Below are 18,321 nucleotides of genomic sequence, written 5' to 3' on the forward strand. Positions count from 1 at the left end.
GATATGGCTAATTTGATTTACGCCAGCATTAATGGTCAAAAACAGGGTTTAATATCATCTGGTTGTTCAACGCTCGATTCAATTGGTAATCGCTACCAAACAGGTCATGAAGATCAAATACAGGTATTAGGTTTAAACCATAGCATCAGCCGCGATCAGAATGTCGCTCATCATCCGATTCATTTTATTAAACCAATCGATAAGTCGTCCCCGTTATTAGGGATGGCAATCTCTTATAATGAAAAGGTAGATGTGACATTTTATTTTTATCGCGTTAATTCCGCTGGGCAGTTAGAGCTTTATTATGAAGTCACCTTAACAGATGCGAGCATTGTCGATGTCACCTGTGTCTATCCGCACGTCATCGATAACAACGACATCATGCCGTATGAAAAAGTCCAGCTAAAATATAAAACCATAGCATGGAACCATAAGATCGCAGGCACGTCGGGTTATAGCATTTGGGAGGAAATGAGTCTCTAAGATCTATGACCTTTGATAACAAGCGCATCTTATCAGGTGTGCTTGTTATTCACCATTTATCACAGAGAACGAGATTTTTTACATACTTATTGGGATCCATCCAGGAGTTTCTAGGACAGATTTTATAGCCTTGAACATTAAAGGAATATGTAATATAAACTGATGAGACAAAACTAACAACCGCACCCGATATAAATATAATAACTAATACGTTAGCTAATTTATCATTCATTCTAGGCTCTTTATTTTTTATGACTGAATAAAATGCCAAATATGAGAAATAAAACAACAAGGGTGAGCCAAATACCATTAATCCAACTTTCCATGAAAAAACAATCACATCATTTAACTGAAAGAGATTCAAGTATGAATTAAAAGAAAACCAACCAGTAAAACATGTCAACAGAAAGAGAAAAACTGCAAACGCGCCAACCAATGGCCTGTTTACCTTAACCACAAATACCCCCTAAATCATAAAATAATTATAACTATATTTATTCCTTACAAAGAGCAATATTCCTTACATATTTATTGGGAGCTATCCATGAGTTCTTGGGACAAATTTTATAACCCTGCTCATTAAGACTATAAGAGATATACATAGATGAAAATAAACTCACTACAATACCAAAAATAGCAAATATAACCAATGCATTTGAAATCTTATTATTCATTTTAATTGGTCTATTTTTTATAGCAGAAAAAAAACCAAAATAAGAAAACTGAAACACTATTGGAACTAGAAAAACTATCACCCCGAGCTTCCATGAAAATGAAATAACATCATTTAGATTAAAGAAATCAATATACCCGCTTAAAGAGAACCATCCTCCCCAGCATGAAAGAAAGAAAATAAAAATCGAGTATATGAAAAAGAATGGTCTGTTTATATTAGTCACGACTGACTCCCCCTAGGCATGAAAAAGCATACTCTCGTACCATTTTTACTCTTTACAAAGAGAAATGTCTTTTACATATTTATTGGGATCCATCCAGGATGTTTTAGGGCAAACATTGTAACTCTTATTGCTAAGACTGTATGATATATACACTGATGAAAAAAAGCTAAATATAGCACCAAAAATAAGTATTTTTACCAACCACTCGCCTAATTTATTATTGATCTTCACATGCTCATTTTTTATAGCAGAACAAAAACAAACATATGAAAAATAGAATGATAAAGGTACTCCAAAGATAGCAAGGCCAACTCTCCATGAAAAAACAATCACATCATCTAATTTAAAAAATGATAAATATTCGCTTAAAGAAAACCAAGTTCCCCAGACGGAAAGGCATAAAAGAAAAACAGAAAACGCACCAATCAATGGTCTGTTTACTTTAACCACGGCTAATTCTCCCCCAAGCATTAAAAAATTGATCGGGATGATAAGGTGTATATTGCTTTTTATGTGATTTAATATTATTTATTATTGTTTCACTTATTTTGTATTTATTATCTAACCAGTATAATGACAAACTAACTAGAAACCCTACGACAAATATTCCCCCAGCAATAACAATAACGCTGGTTCCTGTGACCATCGCTGAGGTAGCGGCGACTTTTGCTACCCAACCTGCTCCAATAGATACCGCTAATTTTGCTGCATCCATCGTTAAATTAACAAAGAAATCGGTTAGTGCGTATTCATCTTTCAACATCAACTCAATGGCCCGATAAGCAGCTGAAAAAATAATGCAGAACCTTGCCCCTGTCGCGATACCACTTTCAATACCTTTCGTACCAATGCCTATGTCGACGATTTTTTGGTTGCCGACCAAATATCGGGTGGCATCTAAATACTTTCTTACTCCCGGATAGCCAGACAGTCTTATATATTTACTACCATTTTTCCCAACATACTCCGTTGCCTTTACACCAACCCCTTTAAACTCCATAACGATTCTGCTTACAGATACCGCTTCTGCAATATTTCCAGCAAACGACGAGATGGGATCGGTACAGCCAAATATTGCTGTTTTCCAAGAGTCATTAGGATTTGGTGTACATAACGTCTTTAAAAAATACGTCGCTTCCTGCGCAGTCAATATGGCATGAATATTATCGTTATTTATTTCGTTTAGTTGAGCATGTAATTTCTGATAGTTAATATCAGCATGCTGCTTTTTAAAATCAAGATGATCTTCTAACCGATAGTCATCATCAACAAGCGTTTTTAAAACCGGATCGTATTTCACAGTCACTCACTCCCTTGAATTTGACTTAAGTCAACGTGCTATTTCCCTGTAAGGACACTTTAACGGAAAAATGATGATTTTTAAATGTTAATAATGCCGCCCCCACAATTTTTCATTCCTTCTAAAAGAAACTCATTACTTAAAAACGTTACGGAATAAGGCCATCAATATGCGTTATTTAAGGGGGTGAGAGCTGGCGCAGTGCTACCTCGATAATAGCCAGACAATAGCGCTTGAGGCCGTGGATAAACTGCCTGTGCGGCAGTGAACCAGCAAGGACGCGCAGCTTCCCGAATCGCTGTTTTCTAAGCTACCTATGCGGCAGTGAACCCCGTGCGATGCCCGCTGCATGGGTGACGTTCTTTCTAAGCTGCCTATGCGGCAGTGAACCAAAATCGCATTGGTATCGATAGCGCCTTGCATTTCTAAGCTGCCTATCCGGCAGTGAACACCGTGGCGCACGGCCGCTGAATGTATCGACTTTTCTAAGCTGCCTATACGGCAGTGAACCATCCATCAGCGGGAGCGGCAAATAGTCATGCTTTCTAAGCTGCCTATGCGGCAGTGAACCATCGAAACAAAAAGTGGTGCCGCCCCAATCATTTCTAAGCTGCCTATCCGGCAGTGAACTTACATCCAAATGGAAAGCACTGCGTGTCAAATTTTCTAAGCTGCCTATCCGGCAGTGAACTCTGGCTAAACCCTGTAAGCCTTTATCACACATTTCTAAGCTGCCTATCCGGCAGTGAACCAGCCCTCTCTCGTCTAATCCTCGTTACCATCTTTCTAAGCTGCCTATGCGGCAGTGAACTTCGATAACGGCTATTCCGTCGCCGGTAGCAATTTCTAAGCTGCCTATGCGGCAGTGAACGAGATTGGTACTCGCTGGTGGCAATGTGCATGTTTCTAAGCTGCCTATGCGGCAGTGAACATATCATTCGCATCAATGATGCGACCGTCGCATTTCTAAGCTGCCTATGCGGCAGTGAACTTTAATGTCGCCATATTATTTATTCTTGTGTCTTTCTAAGCTGCCTATGCGGCAGTGAACTTATTTTTCCGTGGACATAATGTGGACACCAATTTCTAAGCTGCCTATGCGGCAGTGAACTAGTTGTTCTGAGGCGGTCAGAGATAGCCAGATTTCTAAGCTGCCTATGCGGCAGTGAACTTTATTAATCAGCGGGAAATATTTATCGGTCATTTCTAAGCTGCCTATGCGGCAGTGAACCGTAGCCCGATCACTCTAACGATTTGTTTTATTAGCAGCAATTGCCGTTTTCGCCGCAAAAACCCTTTTTTTCCGCCCTTTCGTAACTCATTGATTTTTAATCCTGTGAAATAGGCCAAATAAAAAGGGTCTGCGTCTGGGTAATATTTTTTGCAGCCACCATTTTCCCAGAATATTTGTGATAGTCTGATTTTCGTTAGTTTTCTGAAGATTATATTTTTTCTTATCAAATAGTTAGCCTGCGATTTATTTCGCTGGCGTCACAGCTATTATCGATTGCGGCAGAAAATACATTATGGATAACGCCTTTAGCCCTTCGGACTTAAAAACGATTCTGCATTCCAAACGCGCCAATGTTTATTACCTCCAGCATTGCCGCATTCTCGTTAACGGTGGCCGTGTCGAATATGTCACGGAAGAAGGAAATCAGTCTCTGTACTGGAATATCCCCATCGCCAATACCAGCGTTGTCATGCTGGGAACCGGCACCTCCGTCACGCAGGCAGCGATGCGGGAATTTGCCAGAGCCGGTGTAATGGTTGGCTTTTGTGGCGGCGGCGGTACTCCACTGTTTGCGGCCAACGAGACGGAAGTGGCGGTATCCTGGCTATCACCACAGAGCGAATATCGGCCAACCGAGTATTTGCAGGATTGGGTCAGCTTTTGGTTCGATGATGAGAAAAGGCTGGCCGCCGCCATCGCTTTCCAACAGGTGCGGATAACACAAATTCGTCAGCACTGGCTGGGCTCTCGCCTGTCCCGCGAATCCCGCTTTACCTTTAAGGCCGACCATCTTCAGGCGCTTCTTGATCGCTATGAAAAAGGGCTAACCGACTGCCGCACCAGCAATGACGTGCTGGTGCAGGAAGCGATGATGACCAAAGCCCTGTACAAACTGGCCGCTAATGCCGTGAGCTATGGCTACTTTACCCGTGCCAAACGCGGCGGTGGCACCGATCTGGCTAACCGCTTTCTCGATCACGGCAACTATCTGGCTTACGGGCTGGCTGCCGTCGCAACATGGGTGCTGGGTCTGCCGCACGGGTTAGCCGTGTTACACGGTAAAACTCGCCGCGGCGGGCTAGTATTCGACGTTGCCGATTTAATTAAGGACGCACTCGTACTGCCGCAGGCGTTTATTGCCGCGATGGAAGGCGAAGATGAGCAAGAATTTCGTCAGCGCTGCCTGACCGCATTTCAACAATCCGAGGCGCTGGATGTTATGATCGGCAGCTTGCAGGATGTCGCCAGCAAGCTGAGCCAGGTGGGTCGATGAACATTCTGCTGATTTCAGAATGCAATAAGCGCGCGCTGGTCGAAACCCGCCGGATACTGGATCAGTTTGCCGAACGCAAGGGCGAGCGCACATGGCAAACCGCTATTACGCAGGAAGGGCTGAACACGCTACGCAAGCTGCTGCGCAAAATGGCGCGTCGTAATACGGCCGTCGCCTGTCACTGGGTTCGCAGTACGAATCATACCGAGCTGCTGTGGATCGTCGGTAATTTACGGCGTTTTAATACGCAGGGGAGCGTACCGACCAACACCACCAGCCGCGATATTCTGCGCTCGAAAGATGAAAATCCGTGGCACAGCGCCGAGGTGTTTAGCCTGTTGGCGGCTATTTCCGGGTTATTTCACGATGTCGGCAAGGCCAATGCGCTATTTCAGGCGGGACTACAGAGCCAGGCAAAACGTGGTCAGCCATATCGCCATGAGTGGGTGTCGCTGCGGCTGTTTCAGGCCTTCGTGGGGGAGCAAGACGACAAAGGCTGGTTAACCGCGCTCAGCACGATGACTCCAGAGGCAGAAACAACCCTGCTGGCAGCCCTGCAACGGGATAATCAAACGCCCAGTAGCAGTCCATTTCGCACCCTGCCGCCGCTGGCGCAGGTTATCGCCTGGCTGATTGTTTCGCACCATCGGCTACCGGTGTTTAACAAATCGACAGAGCTTGCCCCCAACGGCAGTGAACCGCAGCTCAACTATGCAGAAACATGGTTAACCGACCATCTCTCGGCACAATGGAATGCACTCAATCATTGCAAGACCGATGTTACGCCGTCCGATCTTGAGCGAAACTGGCAGTTTCCGCATGGCACGCCGCTACGCAGCAGCGTCTGGCGTGAGAAAGCACACAAGTTTGCGGGTCGAGCGCTAAAACTCCCCTCATTCATGCATTTCGCTCAGTTAGATCAACGGCTGACAGTACATCTGGCTCGTCTCGCACTCATGCTGGCTGACCATCATTATTCAGCAGGCGATCCAACAGCGGGCTGGCAGGATCCCGCTTATCCGGTTTGGGCAAATACCAAAGGTCGTGGCGGTAAGCCTGAATGTAAACAGAAGCTGGACGAACACTGCGTCGGCGTCGGGCAAAATGCTCTGCTGCTGGGACGCAGCCTGCCACACCTGCGCGAAACGCTACCCGCGATTACTCGCCACAAAGGATTCCGTCAGCGCAGCACTCACCCGCGCTTTCGCTGGCAGGATCGCGCATTCGATCTTGCCTGTTCCATTCGGGAAGCCAGCAAGCAGCACGGCTTTTTCGGCGTCAACATGGCCTCGACAGGCCGGGGGAAAACCTTTGCCAACGCGCGAATTATGTATGGCTTGTCGGACGAGTCTACCGGCTGTCGCTTCTCGGTCGCGCTGGGGTTACGCACCCTGACGCTACAAACCGGTGATGCACTAAGGCAGCGTTTAAAGCTGGATGAAGACGACTTAGCGGTGCTGATTGGTTCACAGGCAGTGCAAGATCTCCATGAAATGCGGTTGGAAAATAAGACGCACCAACAAAACACGCCGCAGACGGGCAGTGAATCCGCCGATCCGCTGTTCTCTGAGCATCAATATGTCCGTTACGACGGTGCACTGGACGATGGCAGGTTAAAGACGTGGCTGGAACGTAGCCCCACCCTGCATCAATTACTGAGTGCACCGGTGCTGATCACCACCATCGATCACCTGATGCCCGCCACAGAAAGTCTGCGCGGCGGCCACCAGATTGCCCCGATGCTACGGCTATTGACCTCCGATCTGGTGCTGGATGAACCGGATGATTTTGGGCTGGAAGATCTTCCCGCGCTCTGCCGACTGGTGAACTGGGCAGGAATGCTGGGATCGCGTGTTCTACTTTCCTCGGCCACGTTGCCACCAGCGTTAATTCGTGCGCTGTTTGGTGCCTATCTTGATGGTCGTTCTGCCTGGCAACAGGCTTACGGTACACCGAATACACCCTTGAACGTGTGCTGCGGCTGGTTTGATGAATTTGATTGTCAGCATGAGCAGTACGGCGATGTGAAAGGCTTCATGACCCAGCACGATGCGTTCGTTCAGCAGCGGCTGAAGAATCTTGCCAAAGAGGAACTTCCGCTCCGGCTAGCTTCCATTGTGCCCGTCAGCAGCCCCAGCAAAAATAAAGATGATGTTCATCTGGCCGTCGCACAGGCAATCCACCCACTGCTGCGCGATTTACATTCACAGCATCACCAACAGCATAAGAGCGGAAAAACCGTCTCGCTGGGGCTGGTCAGAATGGCAAACATCAACCCGCTGGTTGCCGTCGCCCGTCAGTTGCTTGCCATCCCCTCGCCGCCGGACACCTGTATTCATTACTGCATTTATCACAGCCAACATCCGCTGGCGATGCGTTCCTATATTGAACAACGGCTCGATGCCGCGCTGATGCGCAACGACGCCGATGCGCTATGGCAGGTAGATGAAATTCGTCAGGCGATAGAAAACGCGCCGCAGCAGCATCATATCTTTGTGGTGTTAGCGACCTCAGTCGCCGAGGTCGGTAGAGATCATGATTACGATTGGGCGATTGTCGAGCCCAGCTCAATGCGTTCATTCATCCAACTCGCCGGACGAATATTACGTCACAGGCAAGATGAACAGCATGTGCCTAAAACCCCCAATATCTGCCTACTTAGCCACAATATTCGCGCGCTGAGAGAGGAAGACGTCGCGTACTGTAAACCCGGCTTTGAGTCGAAAGACGACCGGCTGGATACGCACGATCTTCGTCAGCTATTGCAGGAGGAGGACTACCGTCATCTCAACGCCGCCCCACGCATTGTGCAACCGGCGTCCCTCACCAAACCGTTTTCACTGGTGGCGTTAGAACATGCTGTTTTAGGAAAAACGCTACTTTTCCTCAAAAATCAAAAGCTCGATGACCTGAAACGCCCGCCCGCCGCATTCTGGTGGCGTGCACATCCGCACTGGAACGGTGAATTACAACGGCGCACACCCTTTCGAAAATCCGACAGAGATGAACCGTACTACTTGTGGATCGCCGACGACGATGAAGATGCCGTTTTCATGATACCGGACGACGGCCCCAGTGAATGGAAGCAAAGCGATATTATCCGCCCCACGTCACTGGATATGGCAGAAGGTGTTTGTACGTGGATCGATCCCAACTACCACGCCTTATACCAGCGGCTGGCGGACGAGAAACAGTGGGAACTCAAACGGGTTAGCGCCCGCTTCGGCGAAATTCGCCTGCGGGAAGACGAGGAAAGAGACTGGCTCTGGCACCCGCTGTTAGGGGTGTTTGCACAATGACAAAAATAGCAACAGGAGGAGGAATGGAAGAAAACAGACTGACACAGTTCATTGTGTCCTACATCAACAATCGAAAGCAGGCCAAACTGGATGTGTTCGATAAAGAGGCGGAGAAGAAACGTGCGACGCTTAGCGGTGAAGCGTTAGCCGCAGAGGAATTGGAGCTGGCCGAGAAGCGGCGAGAGCTCGAGCAAAAACACGAGGTTCGCGCTTGGTTAACCGATGCCGCTAGCCGCGCTGGACAAATCAGTCTGGTCACCCACGCGCTGAAATTTACCCACAGCGATGCCAAAGGCAGCAGCATCTTTAGCGCTGAAACGGCAGCAGATGCTAAAACGCTTTCGACCTCAACACTGGCACAGCCCGCTATCGATGCAGTCGGCAACGCAGCCGCACTCGATGTCGCCAAGCTGCTACAGACCGAGAATGACGGAGATTCACTGGTCGCGGCCTTACAGCGTGGTGACCACCGTGCATTAGAAGCGCTGGCAGAAAACCCGGAACAGCTCACGCAATGGCTGGCAGGGTTTCAGCAGGTCTTTACCGATCGCCAGCCCAGCTCGCATAAGCTAGCCAAACAGATCTATTTCCCAACAGAAAACAGTGAATACCATCTGCTCAGCCCGCTCTACTCTTCGTCGTTGGCGCAGGCGCTACACCAGCGGATTAATGCCGTGCGCTTTGGCGATGAAGCTAAGGATATCCGCAAAGCACGCAAAGATAATCTGTGGCACGACCAGCTTGATATCAGCTATCCCAATCTGGCAGTACAGAATATGGGGGGCACCAAGCCGCAAAATATTTCCTCACTCAATAGCAGCCGCAGCGGCCGTTCCTATTTGCTCAGTTGCGCACCGCCACAGTGGAACAGCATTGAAAAACCACCACAGCAGCATGACTCTATTTTCCGTCCACGCGGCGAGGTGGACTATCACACCCGAGCGACCTTAGCGCAGATGCAGCACTTTTTGCTTAGCGTCAAAGAGGTGGAAAACAATCGCGACATTCGCCAACAGCGCCTGCGTTATCTCGACCAGTTGATCGATCAGCTCTTCTTTTATGTCTCTAGCGTGCAAAACCTGCCCGCCGGTTGGAGCGCAGAGTCTGAATTGAAACGCGCCCAGCAGCTGTGGCTCGATCCCTATCGTGCAGAAACGGATACGGTTTTCCGCCGCGAGCGTGAAGCAGAAGACTGGCAAAAGGCCGTGGCCTACGATTTTGGTCGCTGGTTGAACCGTCGACTCAAGCATGAAGAATTGATCTTCGGCGAAGTCGAACGCAGAGAATGGTCCACCGCAGCACTGTTCAAGCGCCGGATGCGCGAAATGGAAAGTAGCCTGAAAGAGGATCTGGCATGAGCACGTTGATTATCTTGCGTCGTATCAAGGTCGAAAACGCCAACGCTATTGCCGGGCTGACCTATGGTTTCCCCGCTATTACGCACTTTCTCGGGTTTACCCATGCGCTGTCGCGGAAATTACAGGCCAGCCACGGGTTAACGCTGGAAGGCTGCGGCTTGGTGAGCCATCAACATCAGCTACACGCCTACGGTTCTAGCTGGGAACGGAGTTTCGCCCTGACCCGTAATCCATTGACCAAAGAAGCGAAAACCGCCGCCTTCAATGAAGAAGGCCGTATGCATATGACCGTCTCGCTGTTAATCCGCTGCCACGGGCAGATTCCGGCGGATACCACGGCATTGCGTGATTTCCTCACCCAGCAGGCGCAGTGCCAGCGGCTGGCGGGCGGCACGATTGTCGATATCGAGCGCGTCACCCTCCAGTCATTACCCAGCGACGAAGCGGAAACCCGTAAAGTGATGCGCCGTTTGTTACCGGGCTTTGTACTAAAAGACCGCACATCGCTGCTGCATGACCATTTCCAGACGCTACAGCAGACCAATCCACAAGCGGAACTGATCGATGCCTGGCTGGATTTCGCCGCGTTAAAAATGCGGGCAGAGCGCGCCCCCAACGGGGGCAACGTTCAGTGGCAGTACCAGCCCAAACCCGGTGGCGGTGGATTCCTGATCCCGTTAATGATCGGCTACCGCGCTATTTCACCGCTCTACTCTCCCGGTGAAGTCGATAAAATCCGCGATCCGCACACGCCATTCTGTTTCGCCGAAGCCGCCTACGGCATCGGGGAATGGCAAGGCGCGCATCGCATCAGTGATATCCGCCAGATACTCTGGGAGTACGACTATCAGAACGGCGATTATCACTGCCGCCAATTAGCGGACACCCATTCAGCAGCAGAAGACACTTCCTACGAATTCGATGACTAAAAAGGACGACATCATGGCAAAAGCACCAACAAGCTTAAAAACTGCATCGGTACTGGCTTTTGAACGCAAGCTGGCGAATTCGGACGCGGTAATGTACGCAGGCAACTGGGAGAAGCAGGACAACTGGACGCCGATTGCCATTCAGGAGAAATCGGTGCGCGGGACGATCTCCAACCGCCTGAAAAATGCCCTCACCAGCGACCCGGCCAAGCTGGATGCGGAAATTCAGAAAGCCAACCTGCAAACGGTGGACGTTGCCGCCCTTCCCTTCGGTGCCGATACTCTGAAGGTCGTTTTTACTCTGCGGGTACTGGGTAACCTCGCGCAGCCCTCGGTCTGTAACGATCAGGATTATCAAACCGCGTTGGGTAACATCATCACCGGATACGCTCAGGATCAGGGTTTTGGCACACTGGCGGCACGCTATGCGGAAAATATCGCGAACGGTCGTTTTCTATGGCGCAACCGCGTCGGGGCGGAAGCTATTCGCGTAGTCGTGACCACAGGTGAGCAGCGCTGGGAATTTAACGGCGAAGACTATTCGCTGCGTGAGTTCAGTCAGCCAACGGGTGACCTTGCCGCACTGGCACAGGCTATTGAGCAAGGGCTGGCTGGCGACTCATCGGTGCTTTTTACCGTGGAAGCCTATGTGCAGCTCGGTAACGGGCAGGAAGTCTTCCCTTCTCAGGAACTGGTGCTCGATGAAAAAGCGCGTAACGGCAAGAGCAAGATCCTCTATCAGGTCAATGACGTCGCCGCGATTCACTCACAGAAAATCGGTAACGCACTGCGCACCGTTGATGACTGGTATCCCGCTGCGGATGAAGCGGGCCCGATAGCTGTCGAACCCTACGGTTCCGTCACCAGCCGGGGTAAAGCCTACCGCCAGCCCAAAGAGAAAATGGATTTTTACACGCTGCTGGATAACTGGGTGATTAAAGGCGATGTTCCTGAACCAGAGCAGCAGCATTACGTGATTGCCACGCTGATTCGCGGCGGCGTGTTCGGTGAAAAAGGCGAATAAGGTGGCGGTATGGATCACTATATTGATATTCACGTCCAGCCCGATCCCGAGTTCACTGCCTCGCAGCTCTTGAACGCGCTGTTTGCCAAACTGCACCGGGCGCTCGGACAGGTGGCGGATGGCAAGATTGGGATCAGCTTTCCCAACGTGGGTAAAACGCTGGGGGAATGTCTGCGGCTGCACGGTACAAAAGAGGCACTCTCTACGTTGGAGCAAACGGCCTGGCTGAAAGGATTGCGGGATTACACGCAGGTTTCCGCGTGTAAAGCCGTACCTGACAGCGTGAAATTTCGCACCGTACGCCGCGTTCAGCTCAAGAGCAGCGCTGAACGGTTGCGCCGACGCTCAGTCAGCAAAGGCTGGCTGACGGAAGCGGAAGCCGCAGCACGGATTCCCGACGCGGTGGAAAAACGCAGCGCACTGCCGTTTGTGCAAATTAAGAGCTTATCCAACGGGCAAATGTTTTTCGTGTTTGTGGAACATGGCCCGCTACAGGACGCCCCCGTCGCTGGCCGCTTCTCCTCCTACGGTTTAAGCGCAGAAGCCACCGTTCCCTGGTTCTGACCCTTTTCTGGCGACCGGCTGCAAGCTATTGATTTTTAATTGCGGTTGGTCGCCCTAATAAAAAAGGGTTTTTCAACAAAAAAAGCCATATTCTCTTTAACAATCTGGTGGTTAGATTAAAAGCCTAACCGTTCACTGCCGTATAGGCAGCTTAGAAATTGATGATGCTTGCCTTGATGGGCTGTATAAGGTTCACTGCCGTATAGGCAGCTTAGAAAAAGAAAACCGACCTCGTCACATGGGCCAACGAGTTCACTGCCGTATAGGCAGCTTAGAAAAACCTGCGTTAACTCACTCAGGCATACTGTAAGTTCACTGCCGTATAGGCAGCTTAGAAAACATTCCCGCAATTGCTGGGCGAATTCACGCAGTTCACTGCCGTATAGGCAGCTTAGAAATGCACTGAATACCTGATCCGGGGAGCCGAACTGTTCACTGCCGTATAGGCAGCTTAGAAACTACGGCGCTGGGACAGCCAACTAAGTATGGCGTTCACTGCCGTATAGGCAGCTTAGAAAATAAGGAACAAGCCAATGAGACGGGCGCTGGTGTTCACTGCCGTATAGGCAGCTTAGAAAGTAACCGGCCGACGTCTTCCCGTATCGATGACGTTCACTGCCGTATAGGCAGCTTAGAAAATCAGAAACTGCATACCAGGCTGCGCTACTTTGTTCACTGCCGTATAGGCAGCTTAGAAACCCCGTCCTGCTAAGCAATAACGGGCTTTCAGGTTCACTGCCGGATAGGCTGCTTAGAAAAGCGGAAAATCTGCTGCCTGTTGTTATTTATCGTTCACTGCCGCATAGGCAGCTTAGAAACTTGCGTTTCGCCCAGGCTTCCCCGTCCGGTGGTTCACTGCCGCATAGGCAGCTTAGAAATAACAAAGAACACCGCGACGAAAGTGATCGGTGTTCACTGCCGCGCAGGCAGCTTAACAAATATCAGGACTTTCACTTCGCCAGACATCACCCGGTCAGATTGACCGATTATTTAACCCAATCTTCCAACGTTAGCCCCTGTACTCGCTCAAACTCTCTCAGATTATTGGTGACCAATATGGCCTTAGCGCTGATGGCATGACCCGCGATGGCTGTATCATTTGGGCCAATAGGCGTGCCAGCGGCGGCTAACGCGATCTTGATTTTCGTTGTGGCGTCTACCGCAGCACTATCCCAAGGTAACACCGCATCGAGTCGACGACAGAAAGCATCAACTAGTTGCATATGGCGTGGCGAAGCTTTTTTTCCAACCGCCCCGAAACGCATTTCAGCGTAAGTGATAGCAGAGACCACGATCCGATCACGCCGCAATGTGCACTGCTGTAGCTTGTCAATCACCGCTGTCGGGTGTTCACGCATAATGAAGGAACAGATATTGGTATCCAGCATGAACAAGCGACTCACAGTTCGAATCTCCCCTCTTCGACTATATCCTGACGTTCTGTCATAAAGTCAGCGTCAGCGCGCTCTTCTTGCAAAAATGAATGCCAATTGGGTTTGACCGGACGCAGCATGATGGTATCCCCCTCACGCACGATCTCCAGTTCGTTGACCCCTTCAAAGTCCATATCACGCGGCAAGCGAATGGCACGGTTGTTACCGTTTTTAAATACCGAAACAATACGCATGATGCACCTCCTCCTTCATATAAAATTCAGCCAGCCACTTACCATTTATCATTGCTGGCTAAAACATAAGCTAAGTATAGGTATTAATCACTCGATTGTATATTCATAGCATATGCAGATACCTAGCATAGGCCTATCGGCATATGTTCATGACCCTTTTTTACGCATCACCGTAACTCATTGATTTTTAATTTCGATTATCGACTCTGATAAAAAAGGGTTTTTCGGGAAAAATGGTTTATTTCCTTTTAAAATTAGGCAACTACCGTAAAATATGAACGGTTCACTGCCGCATAGGCAGCTTAGAAGTTCGCAGCTACCAGAGCTGGGAAACAAAGGGCGTTCACTGCCGCATAGGCAGCTTAGAAGAATTCAATCCGCCTGGCGCTGCCAGCCGAACGGTTCACTGCCGCATAGGCAGCTTAGAAGTGATTTAAACACGGAGAACATCACCTCATGGCGTTCACTGCCGCATAGGCAGCTTAGAAGAAAAACAGCGTGCTCCCTGCGCTGGGTGACAAGTTCACTGCCGCATAGGCAGCTTAGAAGAGTCCACGCTGTGCCTCCCGATGTTCTCTAATGTTCACTACCGCATAGGCAGCTTAGAAGTGGTTCAATGCCAAAAAGCTGAAGCCCGGCTTGTTCACTGCCGCATAGGCAGCTTAGAAAGATGTTCTGGGGCTGGGCCAAATCAAGACGGTGTTCACTGCCGCATAGGCAGCTTAGAAATGCCAAACAGCAACGCGCTGCAAGAAGAAGCGGTTCACTGCCGCATAGGCAGCTTAGAAAATGTACACGGCCCAATATTCGGACAGGCGGTCGTTCACTGCCGCATAGGCAGCTTAGAAACATTGCGTAGTGCCCAGCACCACAACGCATCGATTCACTGCCGCACAGGTAGCTTAGAAAAAGTGACGCGCGCAGAGCGTATACGGTCAGAGGTTCACTGCCGTGCAGGCAGCTAGATGCTTATCGGGATGCGTCGCTAGCGCGACGCATTTCGGGAGTTATTCCCCGTTGAGCGTGACAACCAGCGAGCGACTGCCGCCGTGGTTGCGATGTTCGCACAGGTAGATGCCTTGCCAGGTGCCGATGTTCAGGCGTCCATTGGTGATGGGAATCGTCAGGCTGTTACCCAGTAGGCTGCCTTTCAGGTGCGCGGGCATATCGTCGCTACCTTCATAAGTATGACGGTAGTACGGTTCATTCTCCGGCACTAAACGATTAAAGAAACTCTCGAAATCCTGCCGCACCGTGGGGTCAGCATTCTCATTAATCGTTAGCGCCGCAGAGGTATGTTTGATGAACACCTGCATCAGCCCGACGTTTATCTGGCGCAGTGCAACAACCTGCGCCAGTATTTCGTCAGTCACCAGATGGAAACCTCTGGTTTTCGGCTTCAGGCAGATTTCATATTGTATCCACATCGCCGCCTCCGGCTATCAGGCTTCGCGCGCCAGAATCGGGCGCAGGAAGCGCGCAGTGTGAGACTGTTCGCACTCTGCTACCGTTTCCGGCGTACCGGAGACCAGAATTTCTCCGCCGCCGCTGCCGCCTTCTGGCCCTAAGTCGACAATCCAGTCTGCCGTCTTAATTACATCCAGATTGTGCTCAATCACCACAATGGTATTGCCCTGATCGCGCAGCTGATGCAGAACGGTAAGAAGCTGCTGAATATCGGCAAAGTGCAGGCCGGTCGTAGGTTCGTCGAGAATATACAGCGTCTGCCCGGTTCCACGTTTTGACAGCTCGCGAGACAGTTTTACACGCTGCGCTTCCCCGCCGGACAGCGTGGTGGCCGACTGCCCAAGGCGAATGTAGGACAGGCCAACGTCGATCAGCGTTTGCAGCTTCCGCGCCAGCGCCGGGATAGCATCAAAGAACTCCCGCGCTTCTTCGATGGTCATATCCAGCACTTCATGGATGCCTTTGCCTTTGTATTGAATTTCCAGCGTTTCACGGTTATAGCGCTTGCCTTTGCACTGGTCACACGGCACATAGACATCCGGCAGGAAGTGCATTTCGACTTTGATCACGCCGTCACCCTGACAGGCTTCGCAGCGTCCGCCACGCACGTTAAAGCTGAAACGGCCGGGGTTGTAGCCACGGGTACGCGCTTCCGGTACGCCGGCAAACAGTTCACGAATCGGCGTGAAAATACCGGTGTAGGTTGCCGGGTTGGAGCGCGGCGTGCGGCCAATCGGACTTTGATCGATATCGATCACCTTATCGAAATGCTCCAGCCCCTGAATTTCGCGGTGAGCGGCGGGCTCCGCCAGCGTCGCACCATTCAACTGACGCTGCGCCAGCGGGAACAAGGTATCGTTAATAAGGGTGGATTTGCCGGATCCCGACACGCCGGTGATGCAGGTAAACAGCCCAACCGGCAGCGTCAGCGTGACGTCTTTCAGGTTATTGCCCTTCGCGCCAATCAGCTTCAGCACTTTGGTCGGATCCGCAGGCACGCGCTGTTTCGGGATTTCGATCTTACGTTTACCGCTGAGGAACTGCCCCGTCAGCGAATCTGGCACCGCCATGATCTCTTCCATCGTGCCTTCTGCGACAATCTGGCCGCCATGCACGCCCGCACCGGGGCCGATATCAATCACATGGTCGGCGGCGCGAATCGCGTCTTCATCGTGTTCCACCACAATAACGGTATTGCCCAGATTACGCAGGTGAATCAGGGTTTCCAGCAGGCGCTCGTTATCGCGCTGATGCAGGCCGATAGACGGCTCATCCAGGACGTACATGACGCCAACCAGCCCGGCACCGATCTGGCTCGCCAGACGAATACGCTGCGCTTCGCCGCCGGACAGCGTTTCCGCTGAGCGGGATAGCGACAAATAGTTCAGCCCGACGTTCACCAGAAACTTCAGTCGATCGCCAATCTCTTTCAGCACTTTCTCGGCAATTTGGGCGCGCTGCCCGCTGAGCTTCATATTCTGGAAGAACGTCATCGCATGGCCGATGCTCATATCGGAAATCTGCGGCAGCGTCGTCTGCTCAACAAACACGTTACGCGCCTCTTCACGCAGGCGCGTCCCGCCACAGCTAGCGCAGGAACGGTTACTGATGAATTTCGCCAGCTCTTCACGTACTGCCGTGGATTCCGTCTCTTTATAGCGGCGCTCCATGTTGTGCAGCACGCCTTCGAACGGATGACGACGCACCGAGGTATCGCCGCGATCGTTGATGTATTTGAATTCGACGTTCTCTTTACCGGAGCCGTACAGAATCACTTTCTGAACCGCGGCGCTCAGGCTTTCAAACGGGGCATCGACGTCAAATTTGTAGTGCTCCGCCAGTGAGCGCAGCATTTGGAAATAGTAGAAGTTGCGGCGATCCCAGCCGCGAATCGCGCCGCCTGCCAGCGACAGCTCAGCATTTTGAACCACGCGGGACGGATCGAAGAATTGCTGCACGCCCAGACCATCACAGCTTGGGCACGCGCCCGCTGGATTGTTGAACGAGAACATACGCGGTTCCAGTTCGTGCATGCTGTAGCCACACACCGGACAGGCAAAGTTCGCCGAGAACAGCAGTTCTGGCTGCGTCGGGTCATCCATATCAGCGACAACTACGCTACCGCCAGACAGATCCAGCGCGGTTTCGAACGACTCTGCCAGCCGCTGCGCCAAATCTTCTCGCACTTTAAACCGGTCAACGACAACTTCAATGGTGTGCTTTTTCTGTAATTCCAGCTTCGGCGGATCGGACAGATCGCACACTTCGCCGTCGATACGGGCGCGGATATAGCCCTGTGAAGCCAGGTTTTCCAGCGTCTTGCTGTGTTCGCCTTTGCGATCTTTCACAATCGGTGCCAGCAGCATCAGGCGCTTACCTTCCGGCTGCGCCAGCACGTTGTCCACCATCTGGCTGACCGTCTGCGCATCCAGCGGCACATCGTGCTCCGGGCAGCGCGGCTCACCCACGCGTGCAAACAGCAAACGCAGGTAGTCATGAATTTCAGTAATCGTCCCGACCGTGGAACGCGGGTTATGCGAGGTGGATTTCTGTTCGATAGAGATGGCGGGCGACAGCCCTTCAATATGATCGACGTCCGGTTTTTCCATCAGCGACAAAAACTGACGGGCGTAGGCGGAGAGTGATTCCACATAGCGCCGCTGCCCTTCGGCATACAGCGTGTCAAACGCCAGCGATGACTTACCCGAACCAGACAAACCGGTGATTACGATCAGCTTGTCACGAGGGATTATCAGGTTGATATTCTTGAGATTATGGGTACGAGCACCACGAACTTCGATCTTATCCATTCACACACTTCCCGGAATAAAAACGGTTTGTCATCGCCTCTCGAACGGAGAGAA

General features: G+C 50.9%; 15 protein-coding genes and 3 CRISPR repeat arrays. Of the genes, 7 read left to right on the forward strand and 8 right to left on the reverse strand.

Going from position 1 to position 18,321, the window contains the following annotated elements:
• Positions 1–3 precede the first annotated feature (3 nt).
• Complete coding sequence (locus tag NXT09_RS07175; RefSeq protein ID WP_010295094.1) at positions 4–483, forward strand: Hcp family type VI secretion system effector; 480 nt, start codon at positions 4–6, stop codon at positions 481–483.
• Between the two features lie 49 nt (positions 484–532).
• Here the strand turns inward: NXT09_RS07175 and NXT09_RS07180 are convergent, their stop codons facing one another.
• The 4 genes from NXT09_RS07180 to NXT09_RS07195 are packed head-to-tail and all read right to left on the reverse strand — an operon-like array spanning position 533 to position 2,682.
• Positions 533–940 (reverse strand): DUF1240 domain-containing protein, encoded by a 408-nt coding sequence (locus NXT09_RS07180; RefSeq protein WP_268579270.1) that lies wholly within the window; start codon positions 938–940, stop codon positions 533–535.
• A gap of 37 nt (positions 941–977) precedes the next feature.
• The gene (locus NXT09_RS07185) at positions 978–1,382 is read right to left on the reverse strand and encodes a DUF1240 domain-containing protein (protein ID WP_268579271.1); all 405 of its coding nucleotides are present in this window, start codon (positions 1,380–1,382) and stop codon (positions 978–980) included.
• 45 nt (positions 1,383–1,427) lie between these two features.
• Positions 1,428–1,832, reverse strand: a complete 405-nt coding sequence (locus NXT09_RS07190) for a DUF1240 domain-containing protein (protein WP_268579272.1) — start codon at positions 1,830–1,832, stop codon at positions 1,428–1,430.
• Positions 1,825–2,682: a hypothetical protein gene (locus tag NXT09_RS07195; RefSeq protein WP_268579273.1), complete on the reverse strand. Its 858-nt coding sequence runs from the start codon at positions 2,680–2,682 to the stop codon at positions 1,825–1,827. Before NXT09_RS07195 ends, NXT09_RS07190 begins: the two co-directional genes overlap by 8 nt.
• A 242-nt stretch (positions 2,683–2,924) precedes the next feature.
• Positions 2,925–3,913: a CRISPR direct-repeat array (repeat unit 28 nt; unit sequence TTTCTAAGCTGCCTATGCGGCAGTGAAC).
• Positions 3,914–4,208: 295 nt separating this feature from the next.
• On the opposite strand from NXT09_RS07195, the gene cas1f reads away from it, so the two are divergent.
• From cas1f to cas6f, 6 genes are read left to right on the forward strand one after another with little or no spacing between them, the layout of a single operon-like run.
• Complete coding sequence (gene cas1f / locus NXT09_RS07200; RefSeq protein ID WP_268579274.1) at positions 4,209–5,189, forward strand: type I-F CRISPR-associated endonuclease Cas1f; 981 nt, start codon at positions 4,209–4,211, stop codon at positions 5,187–5,189.
• A complete protein-coding gene (gene cas3f / locus NXT09_RS07205; RefSeq protein ID WP_268579275.1) occupies positions 5,186–8,488 on the forward strand; it encodes a type I-F CRISPR-associated helicase Cas3f in 3,303 nt (1,100 codons plus the stop codon). Before cas1f ends, cas3f begins: the two co-directional genes overlap by 4 nt.
• Before the next feature lie 23 nt (positions 8,489–8,511).
• The gene (gene csy1 / locus NXT09_RS07210; protein ID WP_268579276.1) at positions 8,512–9,846 is read left to right on the forward strand and encodes a type I-F CRISPR-associated protein Csy1; all 1,335 of its coding nucleotides are present in this window, start codon (positions 8,512–8,514) and stop codon (positions 9,844–9,846) included.
• A complete protein-coding gene (gene csy2, locus NXT09_RS07215; protein WP_268579277.1) occupies positions 9,843–10,775 on the forward strand; it encodes a type I-F CRISPR-associated protein Csy2 in 933 nt (310 codons plus the stop codon). Before csy1 ends, csy2 begins: the two co-directional genes overlap by 4 nt.
• A 13-nt stretch (positions 10,776–10,788) precedes the next feature.
• Positions 10,789–11,799 carry a type I-F CRISPR-associated protein Csy3 gene (csy3, locus tag NXT09_RS07220; protein WP_268579278.1) on the forward strand — a complete coding sequence of 337 codons (1,011 nt, stop codon included), beginning with the start codon at positions 10,789–10,791 and terminating at the stop codon, positions 11,797–11,799.
• Between the two features lie 9 nt (positions 11,800–11,808).
• Positions 11,809–12,363 (forward strand): type I-F CRISPR-associated endoribonuclease Cas6/Csy4, encoded by a 555-nt coding sequence (gene cas6f, locus NXT09_RS07225; protein WP_268579279.1) that lies wholly within the window; start codon positions 11,809–11,811, stop codon positions 12,361–12,363.
• Between the two features lie 130 nt (positions 12,364–12,493).
• Positions 12,494–13,302: a CRISPR direct-repeat array (repeat unit 28 nt; unit sequence GTTCACTGCCGTATAGGCAGCTTAGAAA).
• A gap of 47 nt (positions 13,303–13,349) precedes the next feature.
• Here the strand turns inward: cas6f and NXT09_RS07230 are convergent.
• The 4 genes from NXT09_RS07230 to uvrA all read right to left on the reverse strand — a co-directional run bounded on the left by NXT09_RS07230 (position 13,350) and on the right by uvrA (position 18,267).
• Complete coding sequence (locus tag NXT09_RS07230; protein WP_240346463.1) at positions 13,350–13,751, reverse strand: type II toxin-antitoxin system VapC family toxin; 402 nt, start codon at positions 13,749–13,751, stop codon at positions 13,350–13,352.
• Positions 13,752–13,762: 11 nt separating this feature from the next.
• Positions 13,763–13,990, reverse strand: coding sequence for a type II toxin-antitoxin system VapB family antitoxin (gene vapB / locus NXT09_RS07235; protein ID WP_095700536.1), 228 nt, complete (start codon positions 13,988–13,990; stop codon positions 13,763–13,765).
• Between the two features lie 281 nt (positions 13,991–14,271).
• Positions 14,272–14,899: direct repeats of the CRISPR family, unit length 28 nt.
• A 98-nt stretch (positions 14,900–14,997) separates the two neighbouring features.
• Positions 14,998–15,417, reverse strand: coding sequence for a secondary thiamine-phosphate synthase enzyme YjbQ (locus NXT09_RS07240; protein ID WP_268579280.1), 420 nt, complete (start codon positions 15,415–15,417; stop codon positions 14,998–15,000).
• A 15-nt stretch (positions 15,418–15,432) separates the two neighbouring features.
• Entirely contained in the window at positions 15,433–18,267 is a 2,835-nt protein-coding gene (uvrA, locus tag NXT09_RS07245) for an excinuclease ABC subunit UvrA (protein WP_240583727.1), read from the reverse strand.
• Positions 18,268–18,321: the final 54 nt, after the last annotated feature.

The sequence above is a fragment of the Pectobacterium jejuense genome, assembly GCF_026800125.1.
In the GTDB taxonomy this organism is placed as follows: domain Bacteria; phylum Pseudomonadota; class Gammaproteobacteria; order Enterobacterales; family Enterobacteriaceae; genus Pectobacterium; species Pectobacterium jejuense.

Coding starts and splice junctions, on each gene's coding strand:
- NXT09_RS07175 (WP_010295094.1), top strand. CDS start 4: ATGGCTAATTTGATTTACGCCAGCATTAATGGTCAAAAACAGGGTTTA.
- cas1f (WP_268579274.1), top strand. CDS start 4,209: ATGGATAACGCCTTTAGCCCTTCGGACTTAAAAACGATTCTGCATTCC.
- cas3f (WP_268579275.1), top strand. CDS start 5,186: ATGAACATTCTGCTGATTTCAGAATGCAATAAGCGCGCGCTGGTCGAA.
- csy1 (WP_268579276.1), top strand. CDS start 8,512: ATGGAAGAAAACAGACTGACACAGTTCATTGTGTCCTACATCAACAAT.
- csy2 (WP_268579277.1), top strand. CDS start 9,843: ATGAGCACGTTGATTATCTTGCGTCGTATCAAGGTCGAAAACGCCAAC.
- csy3 (WP_268579278.1), top strand. CDS start 10,789: ATGGCAAAAGCACCAACAAGCTTAAAAACTGCATCGGTACTGGCTTTT.
- cas6f (WP_268579279.1), top strand. CDS start 11,809: ATGGATCACTATATTGATATTCACGTCCAGCCCGATCCCGAGTTCACT.
- NXT09_RS07230 (WP_240346463.1), bottom strand. CDS start 13,751: ATGCTGGATACCAATATCTGTTCCTTCATTATGCGTGAACACCCGACA.
- vapB (WP_095700536.1), bottom strand. CDS start 13,990: ATGCGTATTGTTTCGGTATTTAAAAACGGTAACAACCGTGCCATTCGC.
- NXT09_RS07240 (WP_268579280.1), bottom strand. CDS start 15,417: ATGTGGATACAATATGAAATCTGCCTGAAGCCGAAAACCAGAGGTTTC.
- uvrA (WP_240583727.1), bottom strand. CDS start 18,267: ATGGATAAGATCGAAGTTCGTGGTGCTCGTACCCATAATCTCAAGAAT.